This is a genomic window from Streptococcus saliviloxodontae (assembly GCF_016908655.1).
GTDB lineage: Bacteria > Bacillota > Bacilli > Lactobacillales > Streptococcaceae > Streptococcus > Streptococcus saliviloxodontae.
On the sequence record NZ_JAFBEI010000008.1, the window covers coordinates 1 to 26165 of the forward strand.

The window sequence follows — 26165 nt, forward strand, 5'->3', positions numbered from 1 at the left end:
AACTATATTAGCCGGCTTAGCTCAGTTGGTAGAGCATCTGATTTGTAATCAGAGGGTCGCGTGTTCAAGTCATGTAGCCGGCATTGAAGTATATTGCGAACGTAGTTCAGTGGTAGAACACCACCTTGCCAAGGTGGGGGTCGCGGGTTCGAATCCCGTCGTTCGCTTTGGTGAGGCCGGGGTGGCGGAACTGGCAGACGCACAGGACTTAAAATCCTGCGAAGGTTTACTTCGTACCGGTTCGATTCCGGTCCTCGGCATAAAATTTAATAATGAGCACCCTTAGCTCAACTGGATAGAGTACCTGACTACGAATCAGGCGGTTAGAGGTTCGACTCCTCTAGGGTGCATTATTTCGGGAAGTAGCTCAGCTTGGTAGAGTACTTGGTTTGGGACCAAGGGGTCGCAGGTTCGAATCCTGTCTTCCCGATTTATGGCGGTGTAGCTCAGCTGGCTAGAGCGTCCGGTTCATACCCGGGAGGTCGGGGGTTCGATCCCCTTCGCCGCTATTTTAGTATATGGATGACTTTGGACCTTTAGCTCAACTGGTTAGAGCACTCGGCTCATAACCGAGCGGTCGTAGGTTCGAGTCCTACAAGGTCCATATATAAGTATTTTGGAGGATTACCCAAGTCCGGCTGAAGGGAACGGTCTTGAAAACCGTCAGGCGTGTAAAAGCGTGCGTGGGTTCGAATCCCACATCCTCCTTATTGTTAACGCGGGATGGAGCAGCTAGGTAGCTCGTCGGGCTCATAACCCGAAGGTCGTAGGTTCAAATCCTGCTCCCGCAATTATAGTTGGCTCGGTAGCTCAGTTGGTAGAGCAATGGATTGAAGCTCCATGTGTCGGCGGTTCGATTCCGTCTCGCGCCATTTTAGCGGGTGTAGTTTAGTGGTAAAACTACAGCCTTCCAAGCTGTTGTCGCGAGTTCGATTCTCGTCACCCGCTTCATATTTTAAATATGATACCAAGCATTAAGCTTGGGCGCGTAGCTCAGGTGGTTAGAGCGCACGCCTGATAAGCGTGAGGTCGGTGGTTCGAGTCCACTCGTGCCCATCATAGGTTGGAGAATTACTCAAGAGGCTGAAGAGGACGGTTTGCTAAATCGTTAGGTCGGGTAACTGGCGCAAGGGTTCGAATCCCTTATTCTCCGTCGTTTTAAGCGAGATTATCTTTGATATCTCGCCTTTTATTTTATAGTGAGGATTATTTCTAATGCGGAGAAATTTATTTTCTAGAGCAATTGTTCTCTTTATGTCAGCAGTAGCTGTTTTTTTATTAGTCTTTATTATTTTGGTGAACAGTAGCGGTGTTTTTACCAAACTATCTTCGCCAGTTGTCAGTGTGTTTAGTCGAGTTGATTCGGCAGTCTCACAGCCTTTTTCTTTTTTATTGAATTTGAATGAAAATATTTCCTCTTTATTTTCGACCTATGCAGAAAATAAAGAATTGAAAAAAGAAAATACAGATTTAAAATCTACTTCTATTGAGTCTTCTGATCTTGAAAAACGAGTTCAGGAATTGGAAGGAATTTTGAATTTATCTTCATCACTCTCTATGAAGAATAATATTACCGCTAATGTTGTTTCTCGTTCTCCGGTTTCTTGGATGGATAAAGTATTGCTTGATAAAGGAAGTAAAGATTCAATTAAAACTGGGATGCTTGTTTTAAATTCTAGTGGATTGATTGGTTATATTGATAAGGTGTCAGAGAAGTCTAGCTCAGTAGCTCTTTTAACAAATTCTTCTAAAGAGGCTAATATTTCAATGAAGATTTCTTCTACATCTGGTGAGATTTATGGTATTTTAGAAGGGTTTGATATGGAGACTCATACTTTTATCATTAGTCAATTGAACAGTGCCAATCCCATTAATGTTGGGGATAATGTTGTGACGAGTGGGTTGGATGGATCTACAGTATCTGGTATCTCTTTGGGTTCTGTATCTAAGGTAGTTTCTTCATCAGATCATTTAAAATCAAAAGTTTATGTATCAAGTGAAGTTAATTTTGATAATTTTTCGTATGTAACTATAGTTGGTGATTAGAGTGAAGTATATCAAAGAATATTCAATAGTACTGCTTTGTAGTATTTTTTTACTATTTTTAGACGCTCAATTTGGACAATTTCTATCAAATCTTTTTAATCGTGATTTCATTTTTATAAGTCATTTTCTTCTTTACTACCTTTTGATTTTATTCCGTAAAGATAATAAATTAACCATTGATATTAGCGTCTTTATTGTTGTTTATTGCATTGCAGATCTTTATTATTTCAACTTTATTGGTATTTATCTTTTATCACTGTTATCTTTATTAACCTTTTTACATTTAATAAAAAAAGTGTTATTACAGAATTTTTATTATTTTGGATTGACTTTCTTTCTAGGTTGCTTCTTCTTCGATTTTATTGGATATTTGCTAGCTAGCGTGTTTGGTTTATCTAATTTGTCGTTATTTACTTTTGTAACCTATAGTTTGGCACCTTCTCTACTTTTGAATGCTATACTTCTTTTATGCTTACATGTGCTACCAAAATCCTTTAAAAAGTAGACATTTTATAAAATATAAATGTAATATTCGCGTAACATTAGTTGCGTGTTTTTTTGGTAAAATATTAGGTGTCTTATCGAAAAAGGAGTAGATAATTATAATGAAAAAAAGAATTTTATCAGCAGTTCTTGTTAGTGGGGTAACACTTGGGGCTGCTGCCACAACAGTAAATGCAGATGACTATGATAGTCAGATTGCAGCAACTGATAGCGTTATTTCAAATATTAACAACCAACAAGCTACTACACAAGAGCAAGTAACATCAATTCAATCACAAGTTAACTCTCTTCAATCTGAACAAGATAAACTTGAAGCTCAGAACGCAGAACTTGAGGCTGAATCAGCAGCCTTGTCAGCAGAGATTCAAGCTCTTTCAGAAAAGATTGTTGCTCGTAATGAATCTTTGAAAAAGCAAGCTCGTAGTGCTCAGAAATCACATTCAGCAACAAGTTATATCACTACTATTATTAACTCTAAGTCTGTTTCAGAGGCTATTAGTCGTATTGTAGCGATTCGTGAAGTTGTTTCTGCAAGTAGCAATATGTTAGCTGAGCAAGAAGCAGATAAAAATACATTAGCTGAAAAACAATCAGCAAACCAAGAAGCAATTAATACAATTGCAGCAAACCAAGAAGCAATTGCGGCAAATCAAGCTTCGCTTGCAACTCAAAAAGCAGAGCTTGAAGCAACTCAATTGAGCCTACAAGCAGAACTTGCAACAGCACAAGATGAGAAGGCTTCGTTGGTTTCTGCTAAATCAACTGCAGAGTCAGTTGCGGCAAGCGTAGCAGCTTCAGAATCAGTTGCGGCAAGTGTAGCAGCATCTGAGTCTCAAGCACAATCAGAAGCGGCAGCTTCTGCCGCAGCAGTAGCTTCTCAATTGGCTTCAGAGGCAGCGGTAGCTAGCCAAGCTGCAGCAACATCAGAAGCGGCAACAGTAGCAGTAGCGACGTCAGAGGTAGCGGTAGCTAGTCAAACTTCAGTAGCGACTACATCAGAAGCTTCTGAAGCTCCAACAGTAGCACAAGAAGCTACTTCAACAGCATCTGTTGTTGAGGAGACAGTAGCTGAGGCACCTGTATCTACTTCGACTGCTACGTCAACTGCAGCTTCAACAGCAACTGTAGAAACAACAGCTACAACAACTGCAGCAACTACATCTACATCTGCTGTTAAGTCAGTTTCGAATTCTGCTAACACTTATCCTGTTGGTGAATGTACTTGGGGTGCTAAGTCATTAGCTCCTTGGGTAGGTAATAACTGGGGTAATGCGAAGGATTGGATCGCTAGTGCACAAGCAGCAGGTTATTCAGTTGGTTCAACACCAGTAGTTGGTGCAGTAGCTGTATGGCCTGGTGACGGTGGTGGCTATGGTCACGTTGCTGTGGTAACTTCTGTAACTAGCTCAACTGCAATCCAGGTAATGGAATCTAACTACGCAGGAAACCGTTCAATCGGTAACTATCGTGGTACATTTAACCCTACTGATGCAACTTGGGGTGGCGGTACTGTTTACTATATTTATCCATAAAAAGAGAGAGACAAGGGAACTTGTCTCTTTTTAAATGTTATCTAATTTTAATTGAAATATTGACTTAAAAGGGTTAAAATAGTAGAGGATTAAAACTTTGGAGGAAATCATGTCTTATTCTGATTTAAAATTGTTTGCATTATCTTCAAACAAGGAATTGGCAGAAAAAGTAGCTTCTACTATGGGGCTAGCACTTGGAAAATCAACAGTTCGTCAATTTTCAGATGGTGAGATTCAGGTTAATATTGAGGAGTCTATTCGTGGTCAGCACGTTTTCATCCTACAATCAACAAGTTCACCTGTTAATGATAATTTGATGGAAATATTGATCATGGTTGATGCACTCAAGCGTGCGAGTGCAGAATCAATTAGTGTTGTGATGCCATACTACGGTTATGCACGTCAGGATCGTAAGGCACGATCTCGTGAACCAATTACATCAAAATTGGTTGCTAATATGTTAGAGGTGGCTGGGGTTAATCGATTATTGACAGTTGATCTTCATGCCTCACAAATTCAAGGCTTCTTTGATATTCCAGTTGATCACTTAATGGGTGCTCCACTGATTGCTGATTATTTTGATCGTGCTGGCTTGACTGGAGACGATGTTGTTGTTGTCAGTCCAGACCACGGAGGTGTGACACGAGCTCGTAAATTGGCAGAATTTTTGAAAACACCGATTGCTATCATTGATAAGCGTCGTAGTGTTGATAAGATGAATACCAGTGAAGTAATGAATATTATTGGTGATGTTGCTGGTAAGACATGTATTTTGATTGATGATATGATTGATACAGCTGGGACAATCTGTCATGCGGCAGATGCTCTTGCAGAGGCAGGTGCAACGTCTGTTTATGCATCATGTACTCACCCTGTGTTATCTGGTCCTGCACTAGATAATATTGAAAAATCAGCGATTAAAAAATTGGTAGTTTTAGATACTATTTATCTACCAGAAGAGCGTTTGATTGATAAGATTGAACAGATTTCAATTGCTGAATTGATTGCGGAAGCTATTATCCGTATCCATGAAAAACGTCCACTTTCTCCATTGTTTGAACTTGGAAAATCTAAATAAGTAAACCTAAAGTTGGGGTCTTTGACCTCAACTTTTTTTATAGGTAAAGTATCAAATGAGATGTGATAATTCCGACTTATCCACTTGTGGATAAGTTGGGATTTCAAGATTAGTCCACAACTGTTACAGTACAGATTGAGGGTTTTAGGGAGATTATTGTCAGAATTTTTTGTATAATGGTAGTAACTATATTTTTGAGGTGACTTATGGATTTAACAAAACGTTTTAATAAAAATTTAGATCGCATTGAGGTTTCTTTAATTCGTCAATTTGATCAATCAATTTCATCAATTCCAGGTATCTTGCGTTTGACTTTAGGTGAGCCAGATTTTACAACACCTGGTCATGTCAAAGAAGCTGCTAAGGCTGCTATTGATGCTAATCAAAGTTACTATACAGGGATGGCTGGTTTACCTGCTCTTCGAGAAGCGGCGTCAGCTTTTGTCAAGGAAAAATATAACTTAAACTATAATCCAGAAAATGAAGTTTTGGTGACTATTGGGGCGACGGAGGCTCTTTCAGCAACACTGACAGCTATTTTAGAGCCGGGTGATACGGTGCTTTTGCCTGCACCTGCTTACCCTGGCTATGAGCCAATTGTTAACTTGGTCGGTGCTGATATCGTCGAGATTGATACGACAGACAATGACTTTATTTTGACACCTGAAATGCTAGAAAAAGCGATTATTGAACAAGGTGATAAGTTGAAAGCTGTTCTTCTCAACTATCCGACTAACCCAACTGGTGTGACTTACTCTCGTGAGCAAATCAAAGCTTTTGCGGCTGTTCTTCGAAAATATGATGTTTTTGTAGTATCTGATGAAGTTTACTCAGAGTTGACTTATACAGAAGAGTCACATGTCTCTATTGGGGAGTACTTGCCAGAACAGGCTATTGTTATCAATGGACTTTCTAAATCTCATGCCATGACGGGCTGGCGTATTGGGCTTATTTTTGCTCCAGCCGTTTTAACGGCTCAATTGATTAAGAGTCACCAGTATCTTGTGACAGCAGCGACAACTAATGCTCAGCATGCTGCTATTGAGGCTTTGACCGTTGGTAAGGATGACGCTCTTCCGATGAAAGAAGAATATATCAAACGTCGTGACTATATTATCGAGAAGATGGAAGCGATGAACTTCAAGATTATCAAGCCAAGTGGAGCTTTTTACATTTTTGCGAAAATTCCAGTAGCTGAGGGGCAAGATTCATTCAAGTTCTTGCAGGATTTTGCACATGAAAAAGCTGTCGCTTTGATTCCAGGGGTTGCCTTTGGTCAGTATGGAGAAGGTTACTTGCGTATTTCATATGCAGCGAGCATGGAAGTGATTAAAGAGGCGATGAAACGTTTGGAAGAATTCATGAGCCAATATGCAAACTAAGATTTCTAAAGGTTTAGTTCTTTATAATCGTAATTTTCGTGAGAATGATAAGTTGGTCAAGTTATTCACAGAGACGTCTGGTAAGCGAATGTTTTTCGTGAAACATGCTAGTCAGTCTAAGCTTGCTTCTGTGATTCAACCTTTAACTGTAGCAGAGTTTATTCTGAAATTAAATGATTCGGGTCTATCTTATATTGATGATTATCGAGATGTAGCTGTTTTTAAGCAAATCAATGATGATATTTTTACGTTATCGTATGCAACTTACGTGGTATCTTTAGCGGATGCTGCTATTGATGACAATCAATACGATCCCCACTTGTTTGCTTTTTTGATCAAGACTCTAGAGTTAATGGATCAAGGGCTTGATTATGCCATACTGACTAACATTTTTGAAATACAGATATTGGAGCGCTTTGGAGTACAACTCAATTTTCATGAATGTGTGTTTTGCCATAGGACGGGATTACCTTTTGATTTTTCGTTTAAATACTCGGGTTTACTATGTCCAGAACACTACCATCAAGATGAAAAGCGCAGCTTTTTAAATCCTAATATTCCCTACCTCTTAGATCGTTTTCAGTCTCTTAACTTTGATGAGCTTCAATCTATCTCTGTCAATGATAATTTGAAGAAAGACTTGAGGCAGTTTTTAGATGCTCTCTATGATGATTATGTCGGTATCAATCTCAAGAGTAAGAAGTTTATTGATGACTTGGGAAAATGGGGCGATATTATGAAATCGTAAGTAGTCTTGTCCCATGATTTGCTTATGAAAAGTCATTAAAAATATGTTATAATAGTAATAATTATCTAAAAGAGATAGCTTTGCTATTTCAAAAGGAGACAGTAATAAATGAAAAAAATTGCAGTAGATGCTATGGGTGGAGATAATGCTCCTCAGGCTATTGTAGAAGGGGTTAATCGTGCTCTCGAAGAGTTTTCAGATATTGAGATTCAGCTTTACGGTGATGAAACAAAGATCCGTCAGTATCTGACAGCTACTGAGCGTGTATCGATTATTCACACTGATGAGAAGATTGATTCTGATGATGAACCGGCGAAAGCTATTCGTCGCAAGAAAAAAGCGTCAATGGTTTTAGGGGCACAAGCAGTCAAGGCTGGTGAAGCGGATGCTGTTATCTCAGCAGGGAACACAGGAGCTCTTTTGGCAGCAGGGTTATTCGTTGTTGGCCGTATCAAAGGAGTGGATCGTCCTGGTCTGATGTCTACTCTACCTACTGCAGATGGTCAAGGTTTTGATATGATGGACTTGGGAGCTAATGCTGAAAATACTCCTGCACATTTGCATCAATATGCTATTTTAGGTTCTTTTTACGCTAAAAATGTTCGTGGCATTGATAAACCTCGTGTAGGCTTGCTTAATAATGGCACAGAGTCTACCAAAGGGGATCCTTTGCGTAAGGAAACTTTTGAATTGCTATCTCAAGAAAAAGCTATCAACTTTATTGGAAATGTCGAAGCGCGTGAATTGATGAATAAGGTTGCGGATGTTGTTGTCGCGGATGGTTTTACTGGTAATGCTGTCCTTAAGACTATTGAGGGTACAGCGCTAGGTATTATGGGACAACTGAAATCAGCTATTGAAAATGGTGGATTAAAATCAAAACTTGGTTATCTCTTCATGAAGGATAGCTTGCGTAGTTTACGTGATTCGCTGGATTATTCGTCAGCTGGTGGTGCAGTCTTGTTTGGATTGAAGGCACCTGTTGTCAAATCACATGGTTCAAGTGATGCTAGAGCAATTTTTTATACTATTAAGCAAGTACGTACCATGCTAGAGACTGATGTTGTTAATCAGTTGGTTGGGGAGTTTTCAAAGGAGGAGACGAATGACTAGAGAGGCCATTTTTGAGAGAATTTCAGAACTCATCAAGGTCCAGATGCACCGTGAGGATTTGGAAATCACACCAGAAACAAGCCTTCAAGATGATTTGGGAGCAGATTCTATCGAATTGATGGAGTTTGTTATCAGTGTTGAGGATGAATTTGGTATTGAGATTACGGATCAAGCTATTGATCATATGAAAAATATGGGAGATATGCTGGATTATGTTGTTCAGCGTGTCAACTAAGAAAATAGAAGCTGATTTGGAGATAGATCCAGATCGGCTTTTTTGTTTGAATTATCAATCTAGTTTTGAGTAAATTCCGAATGATTTTATTTTTATTTAATTTAAAAGTCTGTTTATTGTTTATTTTGAAGCTTTGCTATGTTATAATGAAAAAGAACAAAGACGAAAGGCGAACAATACGATGAGCAATCAACTTATTTATCAGGGAAAAGCAAAAGATATCTATAGTACAGAAGACGAAAATGTGATTAAGTCGGTCTACAAGGACCAGGCAACCATGCTAAACGGAGCTCGTAAGGAGACTATCGAGGGCAAAGGTGTGCTTAATAATCAGATTTCGTCTCTTATTTTTGAGAAATTGAACGCGGCAGGTGTGGCAACGCACTTTATCGAGCAAATCTCAGAAACCGAACAATTGAATAAAAAAGTTGACATTATTCCACTTGAGGTGGTTTTGCGAAATGTGACAGCAGGTTCATTTTCAAAACGCTTTGGAGTGGAAGAAGGGCGCGTGCTTGAAACTCCAATCGTGGAATTTTACTACAAAAACGATGACTTGGACGATCCTTTCATCAATGATGAGCATGTGAAGTTCTTAGATATTGCCAATGATGAGGAGATTGCTTATCTGAAAGAAGAGACTCGTCGTATCAATGAACTCTTGAAAGATTGGTTTGCTCAGATTGGGCTTAAGTTGATCGACTTCAAGTTGGAGTTTGGATTTGACAAGGATGGCAAGATTATCTTGGCTGATGAGTTCTCACCTGATAACTGCCGTCTCTGGGATGCTGACGGTAATCATATGGACAAGGATGTTTTCCGTAGAGATCTTGGTAGCTTGACAGATGTCTATCAAGTTGTACTTGAAAAATTAAAAGCACTTGATTAAGAATTATTTCCATTGTTGAATTTTTTGCTTTTGATAGTCTCCTTAAGTGGTGGGGGTAAAACAATCCACTGGATTGTTTTAGGTCGGCAACCAAAAATTCAGACTTGCCGAAAGTTCATCGGACTGTTTGAGGTAGTGGAAAGGCAAACGAAGATTGCGACAGCTATAGGCGAGCAAAGCGAGCCCTTTCCGTGGCTTTTCGCCGTAGTGGAAGTGCTAAAACTGAAAGTTCTAGCACGAGGGGTTAGCGAGACTTTAGGCTCGCTAAAAAGGAATGGAACGACGAAGTTGGTCGCTTCCGCCCCACACTACATAAGAAAAGCAACAAAGCATACTAGAAAAATCAAACAATGGGAATGATTTGATTAAGAAGAATATCAAAAGAAAACACACTTTATAGATAAAGGATTTATAAATGAATAAACGTATTTTTGTTGAAAAAAAGGCTGACTTTGGAATTAAATCAGTTAGTCTAGTAAAAGAGTTGACGCATAATTTACAGTTAACATCATTGAAAGATTTGCGTATTGTACAGGTTTATGATGTGTTTAACTTGGCTGAGGACTTGTTTGCGCGTGCGGCAAAACATATTTTTTCTGAGCAGGTGACAGACCGTCTGTTGACAGAGGCTGAGGTTAGTGCAGAGCTTGAAAATTATGCTTTCTTTGCTATTGAGGCACTTCCTGGTCAGTTTGACCAACGTGCTGCTAGCTCGCAAGAAGCTCTTCTTTTGCTTGGTAGCGACAGTCGTGTGACCGTCAACACTGCACAGCTTTACTTGGTGAACAAAGACATTTCAGCTGATGAGCTTGATGCCGTGAAAAACTACCTCTTGAACCCTGTTGATTCACGCTTCAAAGATGTCACGGTAGCTATCCAACCACAGGCTTTTTCAGCATCAGACAAGACGATTCCAACACTTGATTTCTTTGCAACCTACACTGCAGAAGATTTTGCCACTTACAAGGCTGAGCAAGGTTTAGCTATGGAAGTTGATGACCTTGTGTTTATCCAAGATTACTTCAAATCAATTGGTCGTGTGCCAACTGAGACAGAATTGAAAGTTCTGGATACTTACTGGTCAGATCACTGCCGTCACACAACCTTTGAGACAGAATTGAAGAACATTGATTTTTCAGCCTCTAAATTCCAAAATCAATTGCAGGCAACTTATGACAAATACATCGCTATGCGTGATGAGTTGGGGCGTACTGAAAAACCACAGACCTTGATGGATATGGCGACTATCTTTGGTCGTTATGAGCGTGCCAACGGTCGTTTGGATGACATGGAAGTTTCTGATGAAATCAATGCCTGCTCTGTTGAAATTGAAGTTGACGTTGATGGTGTCAAAGAACCTTGGCTTTTGATGTTCAAAAATGAAACTCACAATCACCCGACAGAAATCGAGCCATTTGGTGGGGCTGCAACATGTATTGGTGGAGCTATTCGTGACCCATTGTCAGGTCGTTCTTACGTGTACCAAGCTATGCGTATCTCAGGTGCTGGTGACATTACGACGCCTATCGCTGAAACACGTACAGGTAAATTGCCACAACAAGTGATTTCTAAAACAGCAGCGCACGGCTACTCATCATACGGTAACCAAATCGGGCTTGCGACAACTTATGTGCGTGAGTATTTCCACCCAGGCTTTGTGGCAAAACGTATGGAGCTTGGTGCTGTTGTCGGTGCTGCCCCTAAAGAAAACGTTGTCCGTGAAAAACCAGAGGCGGGTGATGTGGTTATCTTGCTCGGTGGTAAGACGGGTCGTGACGGAGTCGGTGGTGCGACAGGATCATCTAAAGTGCAAACTGTTGAGTCTGTAGAAACTGCTGGTGCAGAAGTTCAAAAAGGGAATGCCATTGAAGAACGTAAAATCCAACGTCTTTTCCGCAATGGCGATGTGACACGTCTCATTAAGAAATCAAATGACTTTGGTGCTGGTGGTGTCTGTGTGGCTATCGGTGAATTGGCTGACGGTCTTGAAATTGACTTGGATAAAGTGCCACTCAAATACCAAGGTCTTAATGGAACTGAAATTGCTATCTCAGAGTCGCAAGAACGTATGTCTGTTGTCGTTCGTCCAAGCGACGTTGATGCTTTCATCGCAGCCTGCCATAAGGAAAATATTGATGCCGTTGTTGTGGCAACGGTGACTGAAAAACCAAACCTTGTCATGACTTGGAATGGTGAAACAATCGTTGACTTGGAACGTCGCTTCCTTGATACCAACGGTGTGCGCGTGGTGGTTGATGCTAAAGTTGTCGATAAGGCAGTTGAATTGCCAGAGGTTCGTACAACATCGGCAGAGACCCTTGAAGCTGATACTGTAAAAGTCTTGTCAGACCTCAACCATGCTAGCCAAAAAGGTCTTCAAACTATTTTTGATTCTTCAGTTGGTCGTTCAACAGTCAACCACCCACTCGGTGGACGTTACCAAATCACACCAACAGAAGCTTCTGTTCAGAAATTGCCAGTTCAACACGGTGTGACAACAACAGCCTCAGTTATGGCACAAGGTTTCAACCCTTATATCGCTGAATGGTCTCCATACCACGGTGCGGCTTACGCTGTCATCGAAGCGACAGCTCGCTTGGTTGCTGCTGGTGCCAACTGGTCTAAAGCACGTTTCTCTTATCAAGAATACTTCGAGCGCATGGACAAACAGGCAGAGCGTTTTGGTCAACCTGTTTCAGCCCTTCTGGGGTCGATTGAAGCACAAATCCAACTTGGTTTGCCATCAATCGGTGGTAAGGACTCTATGTCTGGTACTTTTGAAGAATTGACAGTACCGCCAACCTTGGTTGCCTTTGGTGTGACAACTGCTGATAACCGTAAGGTCTTGTCACCAGAGTTCAAAGCTGCTGGTCAGAATATCTACTATATTCCAGGTCAAGCCATCTCTGAAAATATCGACTTTGACTTGATTAAAGGAAACTTCGCTAAGTTTGCTACGATTCAGGCGAAACATACCGTAACAGCTGCCTCAGCGGTCAAATACGGTGGTGTTATCGAAAGCCTTGCTCTCATGAGTTTTGGTAACCGTATCGGTGCTTCTGTGGAAATCGCAGAGCTTGACAACAGCTTGACGGCACAACTTGGTGGCTTCATCTTCACCTCTACTGAAGATATCGCTGACGCTGTGAAAATCGGTCAAACAGAGGCTGACTTTACAGTGACAGTCAACGGCACTGAGCTTTCAGGAACAAAACTCCTTTCAGCCTTTGAGGGTAAATTGGAAGAAGTTTATCCTACTGAGTTTGAACAATCTTCAGTGCTTGAAGAGGTTCCAGCAGTGGTATCAGATGCTGTCATCACAGCTAAAGAAACGATTGCAGAGCCTTTGGTTTACATCCCAGTCTTCCCTGGTACCAACTCAGAATATGACTCAGCTAAGGCCTTTGAACAAGCTGGTGCAAAAGTTAACCTAGTACCATTTGTGACCTTGAATGAAGAAGCGATTGCCAACTCTGTTGAGACAATGGTGGCTAATATCCAAAAAGCCAACATCATCTTCTTTGCAGGTGGTTTCTCAGCGGCGGATGAGCCAGATGGTTCAGCCAAGTTCATCGTCAATATCTTGCTCAATGAGAAAGTTCGCTCTGCTATTGACAGCTTCATCGACAACGGAGGGCTTATCATCGGTATTTGTAATGGTTTCCAAGCCCTTGTCAAATCAGGACTTCTGCCATACGGAAACTTTGAGGATGCGACTGAGACAAGCCCAACCCTCTTCTACAATGATGCCAACCAACACGTCGCCAAAATGGTTGAAACACGTATCGCTAACACCAACTCACCATGGTTGGCAGGTGTACAAGTCGGTGATGTTCACGCTATTCCAGTCTCACACGGTGAAGGTAAATTTGTCGTGACAGCTGAAGAATTTGCAGAGCTTCGTGACAACGGTCAAATCTGGAGCCAATACGTGGACTTTGATGGTAATCCATCTATGGACAGCAAGTACAATCCAAATGGATCTGTCAATGCTATTGAAGGAATCACTAGCAAAAACGGTCAAATCATTGGTAAGATGGGACACTCAGAACGTTGGGAAGATGGTCTTTTCCAAAATATTCCAGGAAATAAAGACCAACATCTGTTTGAAAGTGCAGTTGCTTACTTTACAGGAAAGTAAAAAGGTTCAGCCAACCTTTTTAGCCCTCACCTAGAAAATAAAAAGGTTAGGGGAGAAAGAAACTCGCTCAGCTTTTGAGCGATAGTGAACACGGGCGACAAGATATGCGAAAAAGCTAGTTTTCCTAGAGTCAATGCTCTTTGTTAACTTCGCTCCTTTCGCTTTGCTTGTTTGGTGCCCTTTGTATCGAGGTAAAAATGACATACGAAGTAAAATCTCTCAATGAAGAATGTGGTGTCTTTGGCATCTGGGGTCATCCTCAAGCGGCCCAAGTGACCTACTTTGGACTTCACAGTCTTCAACACCGTGGTCAAGAAGGAGCAGGTATCGTGTCAAACGATAAGGGTAAGCTCAATGGTCACCGTGAAAAAGGACTTCTTTCAGAAGTTTTCAAAAATCCTGCTGATTTGGATAAATTGACAGGAACAGCAGCTATCGGTCATGTGCGTTATGCGACTGCAGGTGCAGCTGATATTCGCAATATTCAGCCCTTCCTTTACAAGTTTCATGATGGGCAGTTTGGTTTGGCACATAATGGTAACTTGACCAACGCTATTTCTCTACGTCGAGAATTGGAAGGACAAGGAGCTATCTTTAATGCTTCATCAGATACTGAAATCCTCATGCACTTGATCCGTCGTAGTCACAATCCTGAGTTTATTGGCAAGGTCAAAGAAGCTCTTAATACGGTCAAGGGTGGTTTTGCTTATCTCTTGATGATTGAAGATAAGCTCATTGCGGCACTTGATCCAAATGGTTTCCGTCCTCTTTCAATCGGTCGTATGAAAAACGGCGCTTGGGTCGTTTCTAGTGAAACTTGTGCCTTTGAAGTTGTTGGTGCGGAGTGGGTACGTGATGTCAATCCGGGTGAAATTATCATCATTGATGACAATGGTATCCAATACGATAGCTACACAACAGAAACGCAGTTGGCTATCTGTTCAATGGAATATGTTTACTTTGCTCGTCCTGACTCTGACATTGCTGGTGTCAATGTTCACACGGCTCGTAAGAATATGGGGCGTCGTCTAGCACAAGAATTCAAACACGAAGCAGATATTGTTGTCGGCGTACCTAACTCATCACTCAGCGCAGCTATGGGCTTTGCCGAGGAATCAGGTTTGCCAAACGAGATGGGTCTGGTCAAAAATCAGTACACACAACGTACCTTCATCCAGCCAACACAAGAACTACGTGAGCAAGGTGTCCGTATGAAATTGTCTGCGGTATCAAGTGTTGTTAAGGATAAGCGTGTGGTTATGATTGATGATTCCATCGTGCGTGGAACGACTTCTCGCCGTATCGTGCAATTGCTGCGCGAGGCGGGTGCCAAGGAAGTCCATGTGGCAATCGGTAGTCCAGAGCTCAAGTATCCATGTTTCTATGGTATTGATATTCAGACACGCCGTGAGTTGATCTCAGCCAATCACACAGCAGATGAAGTTTGCGAGATTATCGGTGCAGATAGTCTGACTTATCTATCGCTTGAAGGCTTGATTGACTCTATCGGTCTTGAAACTGATGCTCCAAATGGTGGACTTTGTGTGGCTTACTTTGATGGGGAATACCCAACGCCACTTTATGATTATGAAGAGCCTTACATTAAGAGTTTGGAAGAAAAGACTAGCTTTTACATTGATCAAGTGAAATAAGTAATGGCTTTGCCGATTTGTTAGAAGTAGAAAAGGAAAAATATTATGTCAAAAAATGCTTACGCTCAGTCTGGTGTCGATGTCGAGGCTGGCTACGAAGTTGTTGAACGTATCAAAAAACACGTTGCTCGTACAGAACGTGCAGGTGTTATGGGAGCTCTAGGTGGCTTTGGTGGTATGTTTGACTTGTCACAAACAGGTGTCAAAGAGCCTGTCTTGATTTCAGGGACAGACGGTGTGGGAACAAAACTCATGCTGGCTATTAAGTACGACAAACACGATACCATCGGTCAAGACTGCGTTGCCATGTGTGTCAATGACATCATCGCAGCAGGTGCAGAACCCCTCTACTTCCTTGACTACGTAGCGACTGGGAAAAATGAACCAGCTAAACTAGAACAAGTCGTTGCAGGTGTTGCTGAAGGCTGTGTCCAAGCAGGTGCAGCTCTTATCGGTGGAGAAACGGCTGAAATGCCTGGTATGTATGGCGAAGATGATTATGACCTTGCAGGTTTTGCGGTCGGTGTGGCTGAAAAATCACAAATCATCGATGGCTCAAAAGTCAAAGAAGGAGATGTTCTTCTTGGTCTTGCGTCAAGTGGTATCCACTCAAACGGTTATTCATTGGTGCGTCGTGTCTTTGCGGACTACACTGGTGAGGAAGTCTTGCCAGAGCTTGAGGGCAAAAAGCTTAAAGATGTCCTTCTTGAGCCTACTCGTATCTATGTCAAAGCAGCTCTGCCATTGATCAAAGAAGAGTTGGTTAACGGTATCGCCCACATCACAGGTGGTGGTTTCATCGAGAATGTTCCTCGTATGTTTGCGGACGATTTGGCAGCTGAAATCGAGGAAGACAAGGTACCAGTTCTCCCTATCTTCAAGGCTCTTGAAAAATACGGTGAGATTAAACACGAAGAAATGTTTGAAATCTTCAACATGGGTGTCGGTCTTATGTTGGCTGTTAGCCCAGAAAAGGTTGACCGTATCAAAGAGCTTTTGGACGAACCTGTTTATGAAATTGGTCGTATCGTGAAAAAAGCTGACGCTAGTGTGGTGATTAAGTAATAATTCCCAATCAATAGGGAATATTGAAAAATGAAGAAAGGAAGTTCAGTTTGCAAGTCGAGCTGAACAAGGGACTCATTTCATAGCAAATAGGATAAATTGTCTAGCGTGCAAGATACGCTTAGACAATTTCCTATTTTCAACGAATGTCCCTTTGTATCGAATATGAAAATCGCAGTTTTTGCTTCTGGTAACGGCTCAAACTTTCAAGTGATTGCAGAGCAATTTCCAGTAGAATTTGTCTTTTCAGACCATCGAGATGCTTATGTCCTTGAACGTGCTCAAAACCTGTCTATTCCAGGCTTCGCTTTTGAACTCAAGGAGTTTGATAACAAGGTGGCTTACGAGCAAGCCATTGTTGATTTACTCAATCAACACGAGATTGACTTGGTTTGTTTGGCGGGCTACATGAAAATCGTTGGAGAGACCTTACTGTCTGCCTACGAAGGTCGTATCATCAATATTCACCCAGCTTACTTGCCTGAATTTCCAGGGGCTCACGGTATCGAAGATGCTTGGGAGGCTGGTGTTGACCAGTCTGGCGTGACCATTCACTGGGTTGACAGTGGCGTGGATACAGGTAAGGTTATCCAGCAGGTGCGCGTGCCACGTTTACCAGACGATAGCCTAGAAAGTTTTGAAGCTCGTATACACGAGGCGGAATATAAGTTATATCCGAGGGTGTTGAGACAATTGGGGGTGGACGAGAAGAAATGAAACTAAAAGACTATCAAGATTGGGTAAGTGACTTCTATAAAAAACGTGGCTGGTATGACTATAATTCATTTATCCGTTGTAATTTTTTAGCAGAAGAGGTTGGTGAACTTGCTCAAGCTGTTCGTAAGATTGAAATAGGTCGAGACCGTCCTGATGAAGAGGAGGAGACTAAGGTTGAAAAATTGGAAAATATCAAGGAAGAACTAGGTGACGTGCTTGATAATATCATGATTTTGGCAGATAAGTATCAGATTTCACTAGAAGAAATTATGCAATCGCATCAGGATAAATTGATAAAAAGGTTCGAGTAATTTCAGAATCTAATCTATATTAGATATATCATTGGTGGAGAGGAAAAATGATTATTGATCAACACAACACTATATTTCTTTGAGAGAGGAACTAAATCATCGGCCTAAGCAATTGAAAGCTCCTAAAGACTGGCTTTTTGTCTTGGTAAATACAATGAGAGCCATGATAGAAAATACGGACAAAAATCAGATAGCAGAGTTAGAATCAATTATTCAGTTAACGAAGAGTCAATATTTAAAACTTGCCTTTGATTTCTGTCAAGGATGATTTGGTGGAGCTAATTTTTCCTATCGTAAAAGTCCTAATTATCTCTATCTATGTAGGCTTGTAGCACTTTTTCCAGAATTTGATTTATCTCAGGAAGATCAAAATTATCTCAAGAACATTATAACTTATAATCATTATTTGCTATATGAAATTGACTAAAATTTGTTATCATGTAGTGTGAACTAGCAGTAAGAAAGGAATAACATGACTAAACGTGCTTTAATCTCAGTTTCTGACAAGTCAGGGATTGTGGACTTTGCAAAAGAATTGAAAAGCTTAGGTTGGGATATTATCTCAACAGGTGGAACTAAGGTTGCCCTCGATGAGGCTGGTGTTGAGACCATTGCCATCGACGATGTGACTGGTTTCCCAGAAATGATGGACGGTCGTGTCAAGACCCTCCACCCAAATATCCATGGTGGACTTTTGGCTCGTCGTGACGCTGAAAGCCACTTGCAGGCGGCTAAGGATAACCATATCGAACTCATCGACCTTGTCGTGGTTAACCTTTACCCATTTAAAGAGACTATTCGTCGTCCAGACGTGACCTACGATTTGGCGGTGGAAAATATCGACATCGGTGGTCCTTCAATGCTTCGTTCGGCAGCTAAAAACCACGCTAGCGTGACCGTTGTGGTTGACCCAGCGGATTATGCCGTCGTTTTGGGAGAATTGGCTGACGCTGGTCAGACGACCTATGAAACCCGTCAACGCTTGGCGGCTAAGGTCTTCCGTCACACAGCTGCCTACGACGCTTTGATTGCTGAGTACTTCACAGCCCAAGTCGGAGAGGCGAAGCCTGAAAAATTAACCATCACTTACGACCTCAAACAGGCTATGCGTTATGGTGAGAATCCACAACAAGATGCGGATTTCTACCAAAAAGCTATCCCAACGGACTACTCAATTGCCTCAGCTAAACAACTTAACGGTAAAGAATTGTCCTTCAACAATATCCGTGATGCTGATGCGGCTATCCGTATCATCCGTGATTTCAAGGACCGTCCAACCGTTGTTGCCCTCAAACACATGAACCCATGTGGTATCGGACAGGCTGACGATATTGAGACAGCTTGGGATTACGCTTACGAGGCTGATTCAGTGTCTATTTTCGGTGGCATCGTGGTACTTAACCGTGAGGTTGATGCTGCGACAGCTGAGAAGATGCACCCAGTCTTCCTTGAAATCATCATTGCACCAAGTTACTCAGAAGAAGCGCTAGCTATTTTGACCAATAAAAAGAAAAACTTGCGTATTCTTGAGTTGCCATTTGACGCTCAGGCAGCCAGCGAGGTTGAGCCAGAGTACACAGGCGTTGTTGGCGGACTTTTGGTGCAAAACCAAGATGTGGTCGCTGAAAATCCAGCCGACTGGCAAGTGGTGACAGACCGCAAGCCTAGTGAACAAGAAGCTACTGCCCTTGAGTTTGCTTGGAAAGCCATCAAGTACGTCAAATCAAATGGTATCATCGTGACCAACGACCACATGACCCTCGGTGTCGGCCCTGGTCAGACCAACCGTGTGGCTTCTGTTAAGATTGCCATTGAGCAAGCGAAAGACCGTCTTGACGGTGCTGTCCTTGCCTCAGATGCCTTCTTCCCATTTGCGGATAATATCGAAGAAATTGCTGCCGCAGGTATCAAGGCTATCATTCAGCCAGGTGGTTCCGTCCGTGACCAAGAGTCTATTGACGCTGCTAACAAGCACGGCTTGACCATGATCTTCACAGGCGTGAGACATTTTAGACATTAAAATCAGAAAGAGAAGTATCGTTAAGCGTTATAGACTATAACCATCCTAAAACTTTCACCGAACGCTGTTCGGTATCCGCCACTGTAATGGGCTAAAGCCCAAACAGTGGGCGTATCTTTTTCATAATCTCCTGAAACCACTGACCTAGGCCGGTGGTTTCATTTTATGTTGAAAAAGGGTGACGTTTTGATTTCTAGGTCACCCCTTCAAAAGTCCACTGGACTTTTGAACTCATAAATCTCTTGAGATAGCTAGCAATAGTTGGTTATCTCTTTTCTTGTTTGCTGATTTTCTTTTTCAAAAGAAAAAATCTTGACGAATAGATATAGTGTAGGCGGTTGACGACTACATGATGTCGCTATTTCGGTGCTTGATAAGCGTGCGTGTAAGCTTGGTCAGTGTCCTTTTGATGTTGGCCTTACTGACAAACATGATAAGCAAAACGACATAATTCTAATAATCTTAACGGAGGATTTTTTTTGAAGAAACAGTTTAGTAAAGTGATCGCAACCTTTGGCGTGGCAGTTTTTTCTGTTGGTATGAGTGTCTCAGCTTCAGCAGCAACTTATGTAAAACCTATTGATAATGGTGTTATTACGACAGGTTTCAATGGGTATCCGGGGCATGGAGGTGTCGATTATGCGATACCACAGGGCACTCCGATTCGAGCAGTTGCTGATGGGACAGTCAAGTTTGCAGGAGCTGGAGCTCAGCACTCGTGGATGACTTGGCTAGCCGGTAATAGTATTCTGATTCAGCATGGTGATGGTCTCCACAGTGGTTATGCCCACCTCTCTAGCATCGCAACCCACACAGGCGCCTCTGTCAAGCAAGGTGATATCATCGGTTATGTCGGTGCGACGGGTATGGCGACAGGGCCTCACCTTCACTTTGAGTTTCTTCCAGCTAATCCTAACTTTAAAAATGGCTACTCTGGACGGATTGATCCTACGGGAATGATTGCTAACGCACCAACCTTTACGGGTCAATCAGCTACGCAGAGCGCATCGGTAAGCTATGCCCCTCAAGCAAGTAGCGCCGCCTCATCAACAGGAGCTCAGCAGTTAAAAATCTATCGCGTCGATGATCTTCAAAAGGTCAATGGAAGTTGGTTCGTTAGAAATAATGAGCTAGTGCCGACAGGGTTTGAATGGAAGGATAATGGTATTCCGGTAGAATTTGTCGATACAGTCGATGCCAATGGTAATATGACGGCTAGCCAAGTCTTGCACAAAGGGTCTTACTTTGTCTTTAATCCAAAACAAGTTACAAGTGTAGGTGCTCCACTGCAAGGAACAGCAGGCTATCGTTGGTCAAAAACAACCTACAGTAATGGCCGTACCAGCTGGTTTGTCGTCAACAATCAGAACCAGCTTCTTTACGGACGTTAAGCAATAAAAACTCTCTTACGACTCAGGCTCCCCTTATTACTATCATAATGACAAACACCTCAACTGAAAATGTTGGGGTGTTGTTTAGTTAAAAGGGTATCTGAGTTTTTAAAATCATCTTTTCAATCAATATTCAAGCTAGATAAGGTAGTAATTTTTGGAATAACCTTCGTATCTCCGAACAAATATGATATAATAGTTTTGTAAAATTCGTAAATAAAAAGACTGGTGCTTTTTATAGTTTTCAACATGAGGTAGCTGAAAGATGAAATTACTTGTTGTTGGTTCTGGTGGTCGTGAGCATGCGATTGCTAAGAAGTTGTTGGCGTCTAAAGGTGTGGATCAGGTTTTTGTTGCTCCTGGTAATGACGGCATGACCCTTGATGGGTTGGATTTGGTTAATATCGGAATTTCCGAACATTCTAGGCTGATTGACTTTGCAAAAGAAAATGAGATTGCATGGACATTTATCGGTCCAGACGATGCTTTGGCAGCTGGAATCGTTGATGATTTTAACAAGGCTGGGCTTGAAGCCTTTGGTCCCACCAAGGCAGCAGCGGAGCTTGAGTGGTCAAAAGACTTTGCTAAGGAAATCATGGTCAAATACGGCGTTCCGACAGCAGCCTATGGCACATTTTCAGATTTTGAAGAAGCCAAAGCCTACATCGAAGAGCAAGGAGCTCCTATCGTGGTCAAGGCAGACGGCTTGGCATTAGGTAAAGGCGTGGTCGTTGCTGAGACAGTCGAGCAGGCAGTCGAGGCGGCGCATGAGATGCTTTTGGATAATAAGTTCGGCGACTCTGGGGCTCGTGTAGTCATCGAGGAGTTTCTTGACGGTGAGGAGTTCTCGCTCTTTGCCTTTGCTAACGGCGACAAGTTCTATATTATGCCGACAGCGCAAGACCACAAGCGTGCCTACGACGGCGATAAGGGTCCAAACACTGGTGGGATGGGAGCTTACGCACCCGTTCCTCACCTGCCTCAAAGCGTGGTGGATACAGCAGTTGAGACCATTGTTAAGCCTGTTCTTGAGGGCATGATTGCAGAAGGTCGTCCGTATCAGGGTGTGCTTTACGCAGGGCTTATCTTGACAGCTGATGGCCCTAAGGTCATCGAGTTCAACTCACGCTTTGGTGACCCTGAGACGCAGATTATCCTCCCTCGCTTGACGTCAGATTTTGCACAGAACATCAGCGACATCATGATGGGAGTTGAGCCTTACCTGACATGGCAAGAGGACGGCGTGACCCTAGGTGTGGTTGTGGCTTCTGAGGGCTATCCGCTCGATTACGAGAAGGGCGTGCCACTTCCAGAGAAGACTGACGGCGACATCATCACCTACTATGCAGGGGCGAAGTTTGCGGAAAATGGCAAAGCACTGCTCTCTAACGGCGGACGCGTTTACATGCTGGTCACCACAGAAGATACCGTCAAAGCAGGGCAGGACAAAATCTATGCCCAACTCGACAAACAAGACACCACAGGACTCTTCTACCGAAACGACATCGGAAGCAAAGCCATCAAAGACTAACAGCGCTAGCTCAAGCGACCGAAGGTCGCCATGAAACCAAGCCTGCTGTCGCTGTGGCAGTTAGGGAAGTTTGTAGACCTTTGGGCTACAAACTTAGTCAGTGAGATTTCTAAGATGTGTTGCTAACTTTTCCTCGGCTTTTAAGAAAAGACGAGAAGAAAAGTGTAGCAAGACAGGCAAGAAAGCTCACGACGACCTCACAGCCTAAGGCAGGCTTGAAAAAGGATATTAAAGAAAGGAACGTTTAGTTAGTTGCCCTAACTGAACACGGGACTCATTTCCTAGGAAAAAAGATAAAACGGCCTAGACGCAAGCGTCGTCGTTAGTTTTCCTATTTTTCTACGGAAATTTTCGGCAAGCCGAAACGTCCCTTTGTATCTTATGAAAACACCAATTATTTCAATTATCATGGGCTCAAAATCTGACTGGGCAACCATGCAAAAGACAGCCGAAGTCTTGGAACAGTTCGGCGTGGCATACGAGAAAAAAGTCGTCTCTGCCCACCGCACCCCAGACCTCATGTTCAAGCACGCTGAGGAAGCGCGTGAGCGTGGCATCAAAATCATCATTGCAGGAGCAGGTGGAGCAGCCCACTTGCCAGGAATGGTCGCAGCCAAAACGACCCTGCCTGTTATCGGAGTGCCTGTCAAATCACGTGCCCTTTCAGGCTTGGACTCTCTTTACTCAATTGTGCAGATGCCAGGCGGTGTGCCTGTGGCAACCATGGCTATCGGAGAAGCGGGAGCGACCAACGCAGCCCTGACAGCCCTTCGTATCCTCTCTATCGAGGATGGCAAATTGGCAGAAGCGCTAGCCCATTTCCACGAGGAACAAGGTAAAATCGCAGAGGAGTCAACCAATGAACTCATCTAAAACAATCGGGATTATCGGTGGTGGTCAGCTAGGTCAGATGATGGCGATTGCGGCCATCTACATGGGGCACAAGGTCATCACGCTGGATCCTGCAGCTGACTGTCCTGCCTCACGTGTCAGCGAGGTCATCGTGGCAGCCTATGACGATGTTGAGGCTTTGGGGCAATTGGCAGAGCGTTGCGACGTTTTGACCTATGAGTTTGAGAATGTCGATGCTGACGGCTTGGACGCCGTAGTGTCAGCAGGTCAGCTACCGCAAGGGACAGATTTGCTCCGCATTTCTCAAAACCGTATCTTTGAAAAAGACTTCTTGGCAAATAAGGCTGGTGTGGCTGTCGCTCCCTATAAGGTGGTGACTTCTAGTCTTGACTTGGAGGGGCTTGACCACTCTAAGACCTATGTCCTCAAGACCGCGACAGGTGGCTATGACGGTCATGGGCAAAAGGTCATCCGCTCTGCAGACGACATGGCAGAGGCGAGCCAGCTTGCCAACTCTGCCGAGTGTGTCTTGGAAGAATTTGTCACCTTTGACCTTGAAATCTCAGTCATCGTGTCTGGTAACGGCAAGGACGTGACGGTTTTCCCAGTTCAGGAAAATATCCACCGTAACAATATCCTCTCAAAAACCATTGTGCCAGCCCGCATTTCCGACCAGCTCGCTGAAAAAGCCAAGAGCATGGCCGTGCAAATCGCCAAGAAACTGGAGCTCTCAGGAACCCTCTGTGTAGAAATGTTTGCGACAGCAGATGACATCATCGTCAATGAAATCGCCCCACGTCCCCACAACTCAGGGCACTACTCAATCGAGGCTTGCGATTTTTCACAGTTTGACACCCACATCTTGGGCGTGCTAGGAGCACCACTCCCAAGCATCCACCTCCATGCCCCAGCCGTCATGCTCAATGTCCTCGGACAACACGTCCAGCAGGCAGAAAGCTACGTGACAGAAAATCCTAACGCCCACCTCCACATGTATGGTAAACTAGAAGCAAAGCATAACCGCAAAATGGGACACGTGACCGTGTTTAGTGATGAGCCGGATAGTGTGGAGGAGTTTTAGGGAGATGGAACTTCCCATAAATTCTTCCAACAGTCAAAAAAGACGAATGGGATTTTCAAACTATATAAAATCATCATCAATACATCTTAGGGAACTCCAAAAGATGTGATTAGAAGTTAAAACAGACCTTTGGGACTTCCCACAGGTCTGACGGATAGAAAAACGAACTCTTGGGACTTCCCAAAGATAATCTGATAGATAAAAGACAACCTTTGGGATTTCCCAATGAAAAAAGGAGATGAGAAATGAATTTAAAAACTTATGGCATTGATACTCTGGCAACGGATCATTTGAAATCAGACGAGCTCTCTCAACTTTCTGCTGACACGGCGCAAGCAGTCTTGACTTATGTTAAAAATCATAAGAACGAGCTACTACTGACCACTCATGCGACAAACTTGCAGACAGCACAAACTGATTTTCAGGTTGTTCAAAAAGGCAAGGTGGCTTCTGATTTGGCCAAAGATTTGGACGAAGCCGACAAAAAACGTGACCGAGCTTATCAAACATTTGCCAACTTCGTGAAATCTTATGCCTATGTTGACGGCAAGGACATCGAGACAGCCTACAAGCAACTGACGCAAGTCCTATCAGAGCATAAGAACATCACAGGCTTGACCTATGAGGAAGAGACAGCTCAGTTGACACGCTTTTTTGAGGAAATGGCTGCGCCTGAAAAAACAACTGCATTGGCGACGTTGAACCTAACCGTTCATTACGATAACCTCAAAGCTGCGCAGACACAGTTTACCAAAGCCTATCAAGCTCGCTTGAAAGAGCAAACAGACACCAAGGTTGGTGCCAGTCTTAAGCAAAAACGTCTGCTGAAAACAAACTATGACTATCTTATTGACCTCGTTGCCGTCCTAGCTTACGGACAACCAAGCAACGAAGAACTTCAAAACCTTAAAGCTCAACTTAATACGATTAGGAAACGGTATAAAGGGTGAGAGGGGGAATAGAAGCAGAAGATAGGGATTAAGGAGTTTAAATATGACTGAACGAGCATATAGTTATGAGTTAAGTAGAGAATTAAGCGCAGTTGAAGCCCATCATTTTTCTATGACAGGTAAATTACAGAAAAAGGATGCATTTGAATGTAATGATTGCCGAATTCCACTTTCATGTACTAAGTGGGGAGAAGATGGGCAAAGATATTATTTTTACCCATCGACTAAAGTTGAACATCATATGGAAGGTTGTACTTACGCGTCTGATAGGGATATCACAGATAAAATAAAGAAAGAAATTGAAGAAGCAATTACAATTATTACTCAGACTGGGATAATTGTAGTTGCTAAATCAAAAAAATATGCGAAAACAAATAAAGAAAATTCAGAAGAGTCGGAATCAAAAGAAAAGAGAACATATCAGACATCAAACAGCGGATTTAAAAATCAGGCACAAAATAAAAAATTAACTGCTTTAGCAACATTTGTTGAACTTTATAATAATCAAGAAATTAATAATGAGAAAAAAAATATAAAAGTAGAAGGTGAAACTATTTCTCTTGACGACTACTTTGTAGATGTTACTGATGGTCACTTAATTGAGAATCAGAATAGAATTTTCTTTGGAGAAGCAGAGCTAAGTGCATTTATGTCTCAAAAAGGTAAATCTGAGATACTAGCTATAAATTTTGTGGATTCTGATTATCCACCAATATATTCTAACCTTGAACAGGTGAAAAAAAGATCTAACACGAGGAATATTGCTCATCTTATTGGAAAAGAATCAGTTTTAATCTATTTTAGAGGAAGTTTGGTAGAAAAAGATGGCAAAAAGAAATTTGAACCATTCAATGATGCATTCTATAAAGATTTATATTCACCAGAAAATTAACCAAAATAGAAAGGAAATGGGCACCAGTTTTGCCG

Annotated in this window: 21 protein-coding genes and 13 tRNA genes; all 34 read left to right on the forward strand. The window is 42.5% G+C overall.

Annotation, left to right across the window (positions count from 1 at the left end):
- The first annotated feature begins 10 nt into the window (after positions 1-10).
- The 34 genes from JOC31_RS02510 (at position 11) to JOC31_RS02680 (ending at position 26130) form a co-directional block, all read left to right on the forward strand.
- Positions 11-83: transfer RNA gene (locus JOC31_RS02510), tRNA-Thr, on the forward strand.
- Positions 84-95: 12 nt separating this feature from the next.
- Positions 96-167 (forward strand) — tRNA-Gly (locus JOC31_RS02515).
- Between the two features lie 8 nt (positions 168-175).
- A tRNA-Leu gene (locus tag JOC31_RS02520) sits at positions 176-260 on the forward strand.
- 16 nt (positions 261-276) lie between these two features.
- Positions 277-350 (forward strand) — tRNA-Arg (locus JOC31_RS02525).
- Positions 351-356: 6 nt separating this feature from the next.
- Positions 357-430: transfer RNA gene (locus JOC31_RS02530), tRNA-Pro, on the forward strand.
- A 5-nt stretch (positions 431-435) separates the two neighbouring features.
- Positions 436-509: transfer RNA gene (locus JOC31_RS02535), tRNA-Met, on the forward strand.
- Positions 510-530: 21 nt separating this feature from the next.
- Positions 531-604 (forward strand) — tRNA-Ile (locus JOC31_RS02540).
- A gap of 14 nt (positions 605-618) precedes the next feature.
- Positions 619-708, forward strand: a tRNA-Ser gene (locus JOC31_RS02545).
- Positions 709-717: 9 nt separating this feature from the next.
- Positions 718-791, forward strand: a tRNA-Met gene (locus JOC31_RS02550).
- An 8-nt stretch (positions 792-799) separates the two neighbouring features.
- Positions 800-872 (forward strand) — tRNA-Phe (locus JOC31_RS02555).
- Positions 873-877: 5 nt separating this feature from the next.
- Positions 878-948, forward strand: a tRNA-Gly gene (locus JOC31_RS02560).
- A gap of 34 nt (positions 949-982) precedes the next feature.
- A tRNA-Ile gene (locus tag JOC31_RS02565) sits at positions 983-1056 on the forward strand.
- A gap of 9 nt (positions 1057-1065) precedes the next feature.
- A tRNA-Ser gene (locus JOC31_RS02570) sits at positions 1066-1153 on the forward strand.
- A gap of 62 nt (positions 1154-1215) precedes the next feature.
- Complete coding sequence (mreC, locus tag JOC31_RS02575) at positions 1216-2046, forward strand: rod shape-determining protein MreC (protein WP_275586104.1); 831 nt, start codon at positions 1216-1218, stop codon at positions 2044-2046.
- A 1-nt stretch (position 2047) separates the two neighbouring features.
- Positions 2048-2551: a rod shape-determining protein MreD gene (gene mreD, locus JOC31_RS10060; protein WP_205016643.1), complete on the forward strand. Its 504-nt coding sequence runs from the start codon at positions 2048-2050 to the stop codon at positions 2549-2551.
- A gap of 100 nt (positions 2552-2651) precedes the next feature.
- Positions 2652-4082, forward strand: a complete 1431-nt coding sequence (locus JOC31_RS02585) for a PcsB-like coiled-coil domain-containing protein (RefSeq protein WP_205016644.1) — start codon at positions 2652-2654, stop codon at positions 4080-4082.
- 109 nt (positions 4083-4191) lie between these two features.
- A complete protein-coding gene (locus JOC31_RS02590; protein ID WP_205016645.1) occupies positions 4192-5160 on the forward strand; it encodes a ribose-phosphate diphosphokinase in 969 nt (322 codons plus the stop codon).
- A gap of 206 nt (positions 5161-5366) precedes the next feature.
- The gene (locus tag JOC31_RS02595; protein WP_205016646.1) at positions 5367-6542 is read left to right on the forward strand and encodes a pyridoxal phosphate-dependent aminotransferase; all 1176 of its coding nucleotides are present in this window, start codon (positions 5367-5369) and stop codon (positions 6540-6542) included.
- Complete coding sequence (recO, locus tag JOC31_RS02600) at positions 6532-7290, forward strand: DNA repair protein RecO (RefSeq protein ID WP_205016647.1); 759 nt, start codon at positions 6532-6534, stop codon at positions 7288-7290. Before JOC31_RS02595 ends, recO begins: the two co-directional genes overlap by 11 nt.
- 108 nt (positions 7291-7398) lie before the next feature.
- A complete protein-coding gene (plsX, locus tag JOC31_RS02605) occupies positions 7399-8403 on the forward strand; it encodes a phosphate acyltransferase PlsX (protein WP_205016648.1) in 1005 nt (334 codons plus the stop codon).
- Positions 8396-8638: an acyl carrier protein gene (locus JOC31_RS02610; RefSeq protein WP_205010204.1), complete on the forward strand. Its 243-nt coding sequence runs from the start codon at positions 8396-8398 to the stop codon at positions 8636-8638. Before plsX ends, JOC31_RS02610 begins: the two co-directional genes overlap by 8 nt.
- 181 nt (positions 8639-8819) lie before the next feature.
- Entirely contained in the window at positions 8820-9527 is a 708-nt protein-coding gene (gene purC / locus JOC31_RS02615) for a phosphoribosylaminoimidazolesuccinocarboxamide synthase (protein WP_205016649.1), read from the forward strand.
- Between the two features lie 415 nt (positions 9528-9942).
- Entirely contained in the window at positions 9943-13668 is a 3726-nt protein-coding gene (locus tag JOC31_RS02620; protein ID WP_205016650.1) for a phosphoribosylformylglycinamidine synthase, read from the forward strand.
- Positions 13669-13865: 197 nt separating this feature from the next.
- The gene (gene purF / locus JOC31_RS02625) at positions 13866-15320 is read left to right on the forward strand and encodes an amidophosphoribosyltransferase (protein ID WP_205016651.1); all 1455 of its coding nucleotides are present in this window, start codon (positions 13866-13868) and stop codon (positions 15318-15320) included.
- 45 nt (positions 15321-15365) lie between these two features.
- Entirely contained in the window at positions 15366-16385 is a 1020-nt protein-coding gene (gene purM, locus JOC31_RS02630) for a phosphoribosylformylglycinamidine cyclo-ligase (protein WP_205016652.1), read from the forward strand.
- Positions 16386-16550: 165 nt separating this feature from the next.
- Positions 16551-17102, forward strand: coding sequence for a phosphoribosylglycinamide formyltransferase (gene purN, locus JOC31_RS02635; protein ID WP_205016653.1), 552 nt, complete (start codon positions 16551-16553; stop codon positions 17100-17102).
- Positions 17099-17413, forward strand: coding sequence for a MazG nucleotide pyrophosphohydrolase domain-containing protein (locus JOC31_RS02640; protein ID WP_205016654.1), 315 nt, complete (start codon positions 17099-17101; stop codon positions 17411-17413). Before purN ends, JOC31_RS02640 begins: the two co-directional genes overlap by 4 nt.
- 472 nt (positions 17414-17885) lie before the next feature.
- Complete coding sequence (gene purH / locus JOC31_RS02645) at positions 17886-19433, forward strand: bifunctional phosphoribosylaminoimidazolecarboxamide formyltransferase/IMP cyclohydrolase (protein ID WP_205016655.1); 1548 nt, start codon at positions 17886-17888, stop codon at positions 19431-19433.
- A gap of 539 nt (positions 19434-19972) precedes the next feature.
- Positions 19973-20824 carry a lytic exoenzyme target recognition domain-containing protein gene (locus tag JOC31_RS09915; protein WP_205016686.1) on the forward strand — a complete coding sequence of 284 codons (852 nt, stop codon included), beginning with the start codon at positions 19973-19975 and terminating at the stop codon, positions 20822-20824.
- 265 nt (positions 20825-21089) lie between these two features.
- Entirely contained in the window at positions 21090-22355 is a 1266-nt protein-coding gene (gene purD, locus JOC31_RS02655) for a phosphoribosylamine--glycine ligase (protein WP_205016656.1), read from the forward strand.
- Positions 22356-22736: 381 nt separating this feature from the next.
- A complete protein-coding gene (purE, locus tag JOC31_RS02660; RefSeq protein ID WP_205016657.1) occupies positions 22737-23228 on the forward strand; it encodes a 5-(carboxyamino)imidazole ribonucleotide mutase in 492 nt (163 codons plus the stop codon).
- The gene (gene purK, locus JOC31_RS02665) at positions 23215-24288 is read left to right on the forward strand and encodes a 5-(carboxyamino)imidazole ribonucleotide synthase (protein ID WP_205016658.1); all 1074 of its coding nucleotides are present in this window, start codon (positions 23215-23217) and stop codon (positions 24286-24288) included. Before purE ends, purK begins: the two co-directional genes overlap by 14 nt.
- 245 nt (positions 24289-24533) lie before the next feature.
- On the forward strand, positions 24534-25238 hold the full coding sequence (locus tag JOC31_RS09845; RefSeq protein WP_239551628.1) for a DUF6261 family protein: 705 nt from the start codon (positions 24534-24536) through the stop codon (positions 25236-25238).
- 43 nt (positions 25239-25281) lie between these two features.
- Entirely contained in the window at positions 25282-26130 is an 849-nt protein-coding gene (locus tag JOC31_RS02680; protein ID WP_205016659.1) for a hypothetical protein, read from the forward strand.
- Positions 26131-26165: the final 35 nt, after the last annotated feature.

Bases quoted from the DNA above. Each gene is read 5' to 3' on its own strand.
- purE (WP_205016657.1), top strand. From the start codon at position 22,737: ATGAAAACACCAATTATTTCAATTATCATGGGCTCAAAATCTGACTGG.
- purK (WP_205016658.1), top strand. From the start codon at position 23,215: ATGAACTCATCTAAAACAATCGGGATTATCGGTGGTGGTCAGCTAGGT.
- JOC31_RS02610 (WP_205010204.1), top strand. From the start codon at position 8,396: ATGACTAGAGAGGCCATTTTTGAGAGAATTTCAGAACTCATCAAGGTC.
- JOC31_RS02620 (WP_205016650.1), top strand. From the start codon at position 9,943: ATGAATAAACGTATTTTTGTTGAAAAAAAGGCTGACTTTGGAATTAAA.
- purF (WP_205016651.1), top strand. From the start codon at position 13,866: ATGACATACGAAGTAAAATCTCTCAATGAAGAATGTGGTGTCTTTGGC.
- JOC31_RS02595 (WP_205016646.1), top strand. From the start codon at position 5,367: ATGGATTTAACAAAACGTTTTAATAAAAATTTAGATCGCATTGAGGTT.
- plsX (WP_205016648.1), top strand. From the start codon at position 7,399: ATGAAAAAAATTGCAGTAGATGCTATGGGTGGAGATAATGCTCCTCAG.
- JOC31_RS02640 (WP_205016654.1), top strand. From the start codon at position 17,099: ATGAAACTAAAAGACTATCAAGATTGGGTAAGTGACTTCTATAAAAAA.
- JOC31_RS02590 (WP_205016645.1), top strand. From the start codon at position 4,192: ATGTCTTATTCTGATTTAAAATTGTTTGCATTATCTTCAAACAAGGAA.
- JOC31_RS02680 (WP_205016659.1), top strand. From the start codon at position 25,282: ATGACTGAACGAGCATATAGTTATGAGTTAAGTAGAGAATTAAGCGCA.
- JOC31_RS09845 (WP_239551628.1), top strand. From the start codon at position 24,534: ATGAATTTAAAAACTTATGGCATTGATACTCTGGCAACGGATCATTTG.
- purC (WP_205016649.1), top strand. From the start codon at position 8,820: ATGAGCAATCAACTTATTTATCAGGGAAAAGCAAAAGATATCTATAGT.
- purM (WP_205016652.1), top strand. From the start codon at position 15,366: ATGTCAAAAAATGCTTACGCTCAGTCTGGTGTCGATGTCGAGGCTGGC.
- mreC (WP_275586104.1), top strand. From the start codon at position 1,216: ATGCGGAGAAATTTATTTTCTAGAGCAATTGTTCTCTTTATGTCAGCA.
- purD (WP_205016656.1), top strand. From the start codon at position 21,090: ATGAAATTACTTGTTGTTGGTTCTGGTGGTCGTGAGCATGCGATTGCT.
- recO (WP_205016647.1), top strand. From the start codon at position 6,532: ATGCAAACTAAGATTTCTAAAGGTTTAGTTCTTTATAATCGTAATTTT.
- JOC31_RS09915 (WP_205016686.1), top strand. From the start codon at position 19,973: ATGAGTGTCTCAGCTTCAGCAGCAACTTATGTAAAACCTATTGATAAT.
- JOC31_RS02585 (WP_205016644.1), top strand. From the start codon at position 2,652: ATGAAAAAAAGAATTTTATCAGCAGTTCTTGTTAGTGGGGTAACACTT.
- purN (WP_205016653.1), top strand. From the start codon at position 16,551: ATGAAAATCGCAGTTTTTGCTTCTGGTAACGGCTCAAACTTTCAAGTG.
- purH (WP_205016655.1), top strand. From the start codon at position 17,886: ATGACTAAACGTGCTTTAATCTCAGTTTCTGACAAGTCAGGGATTGTG.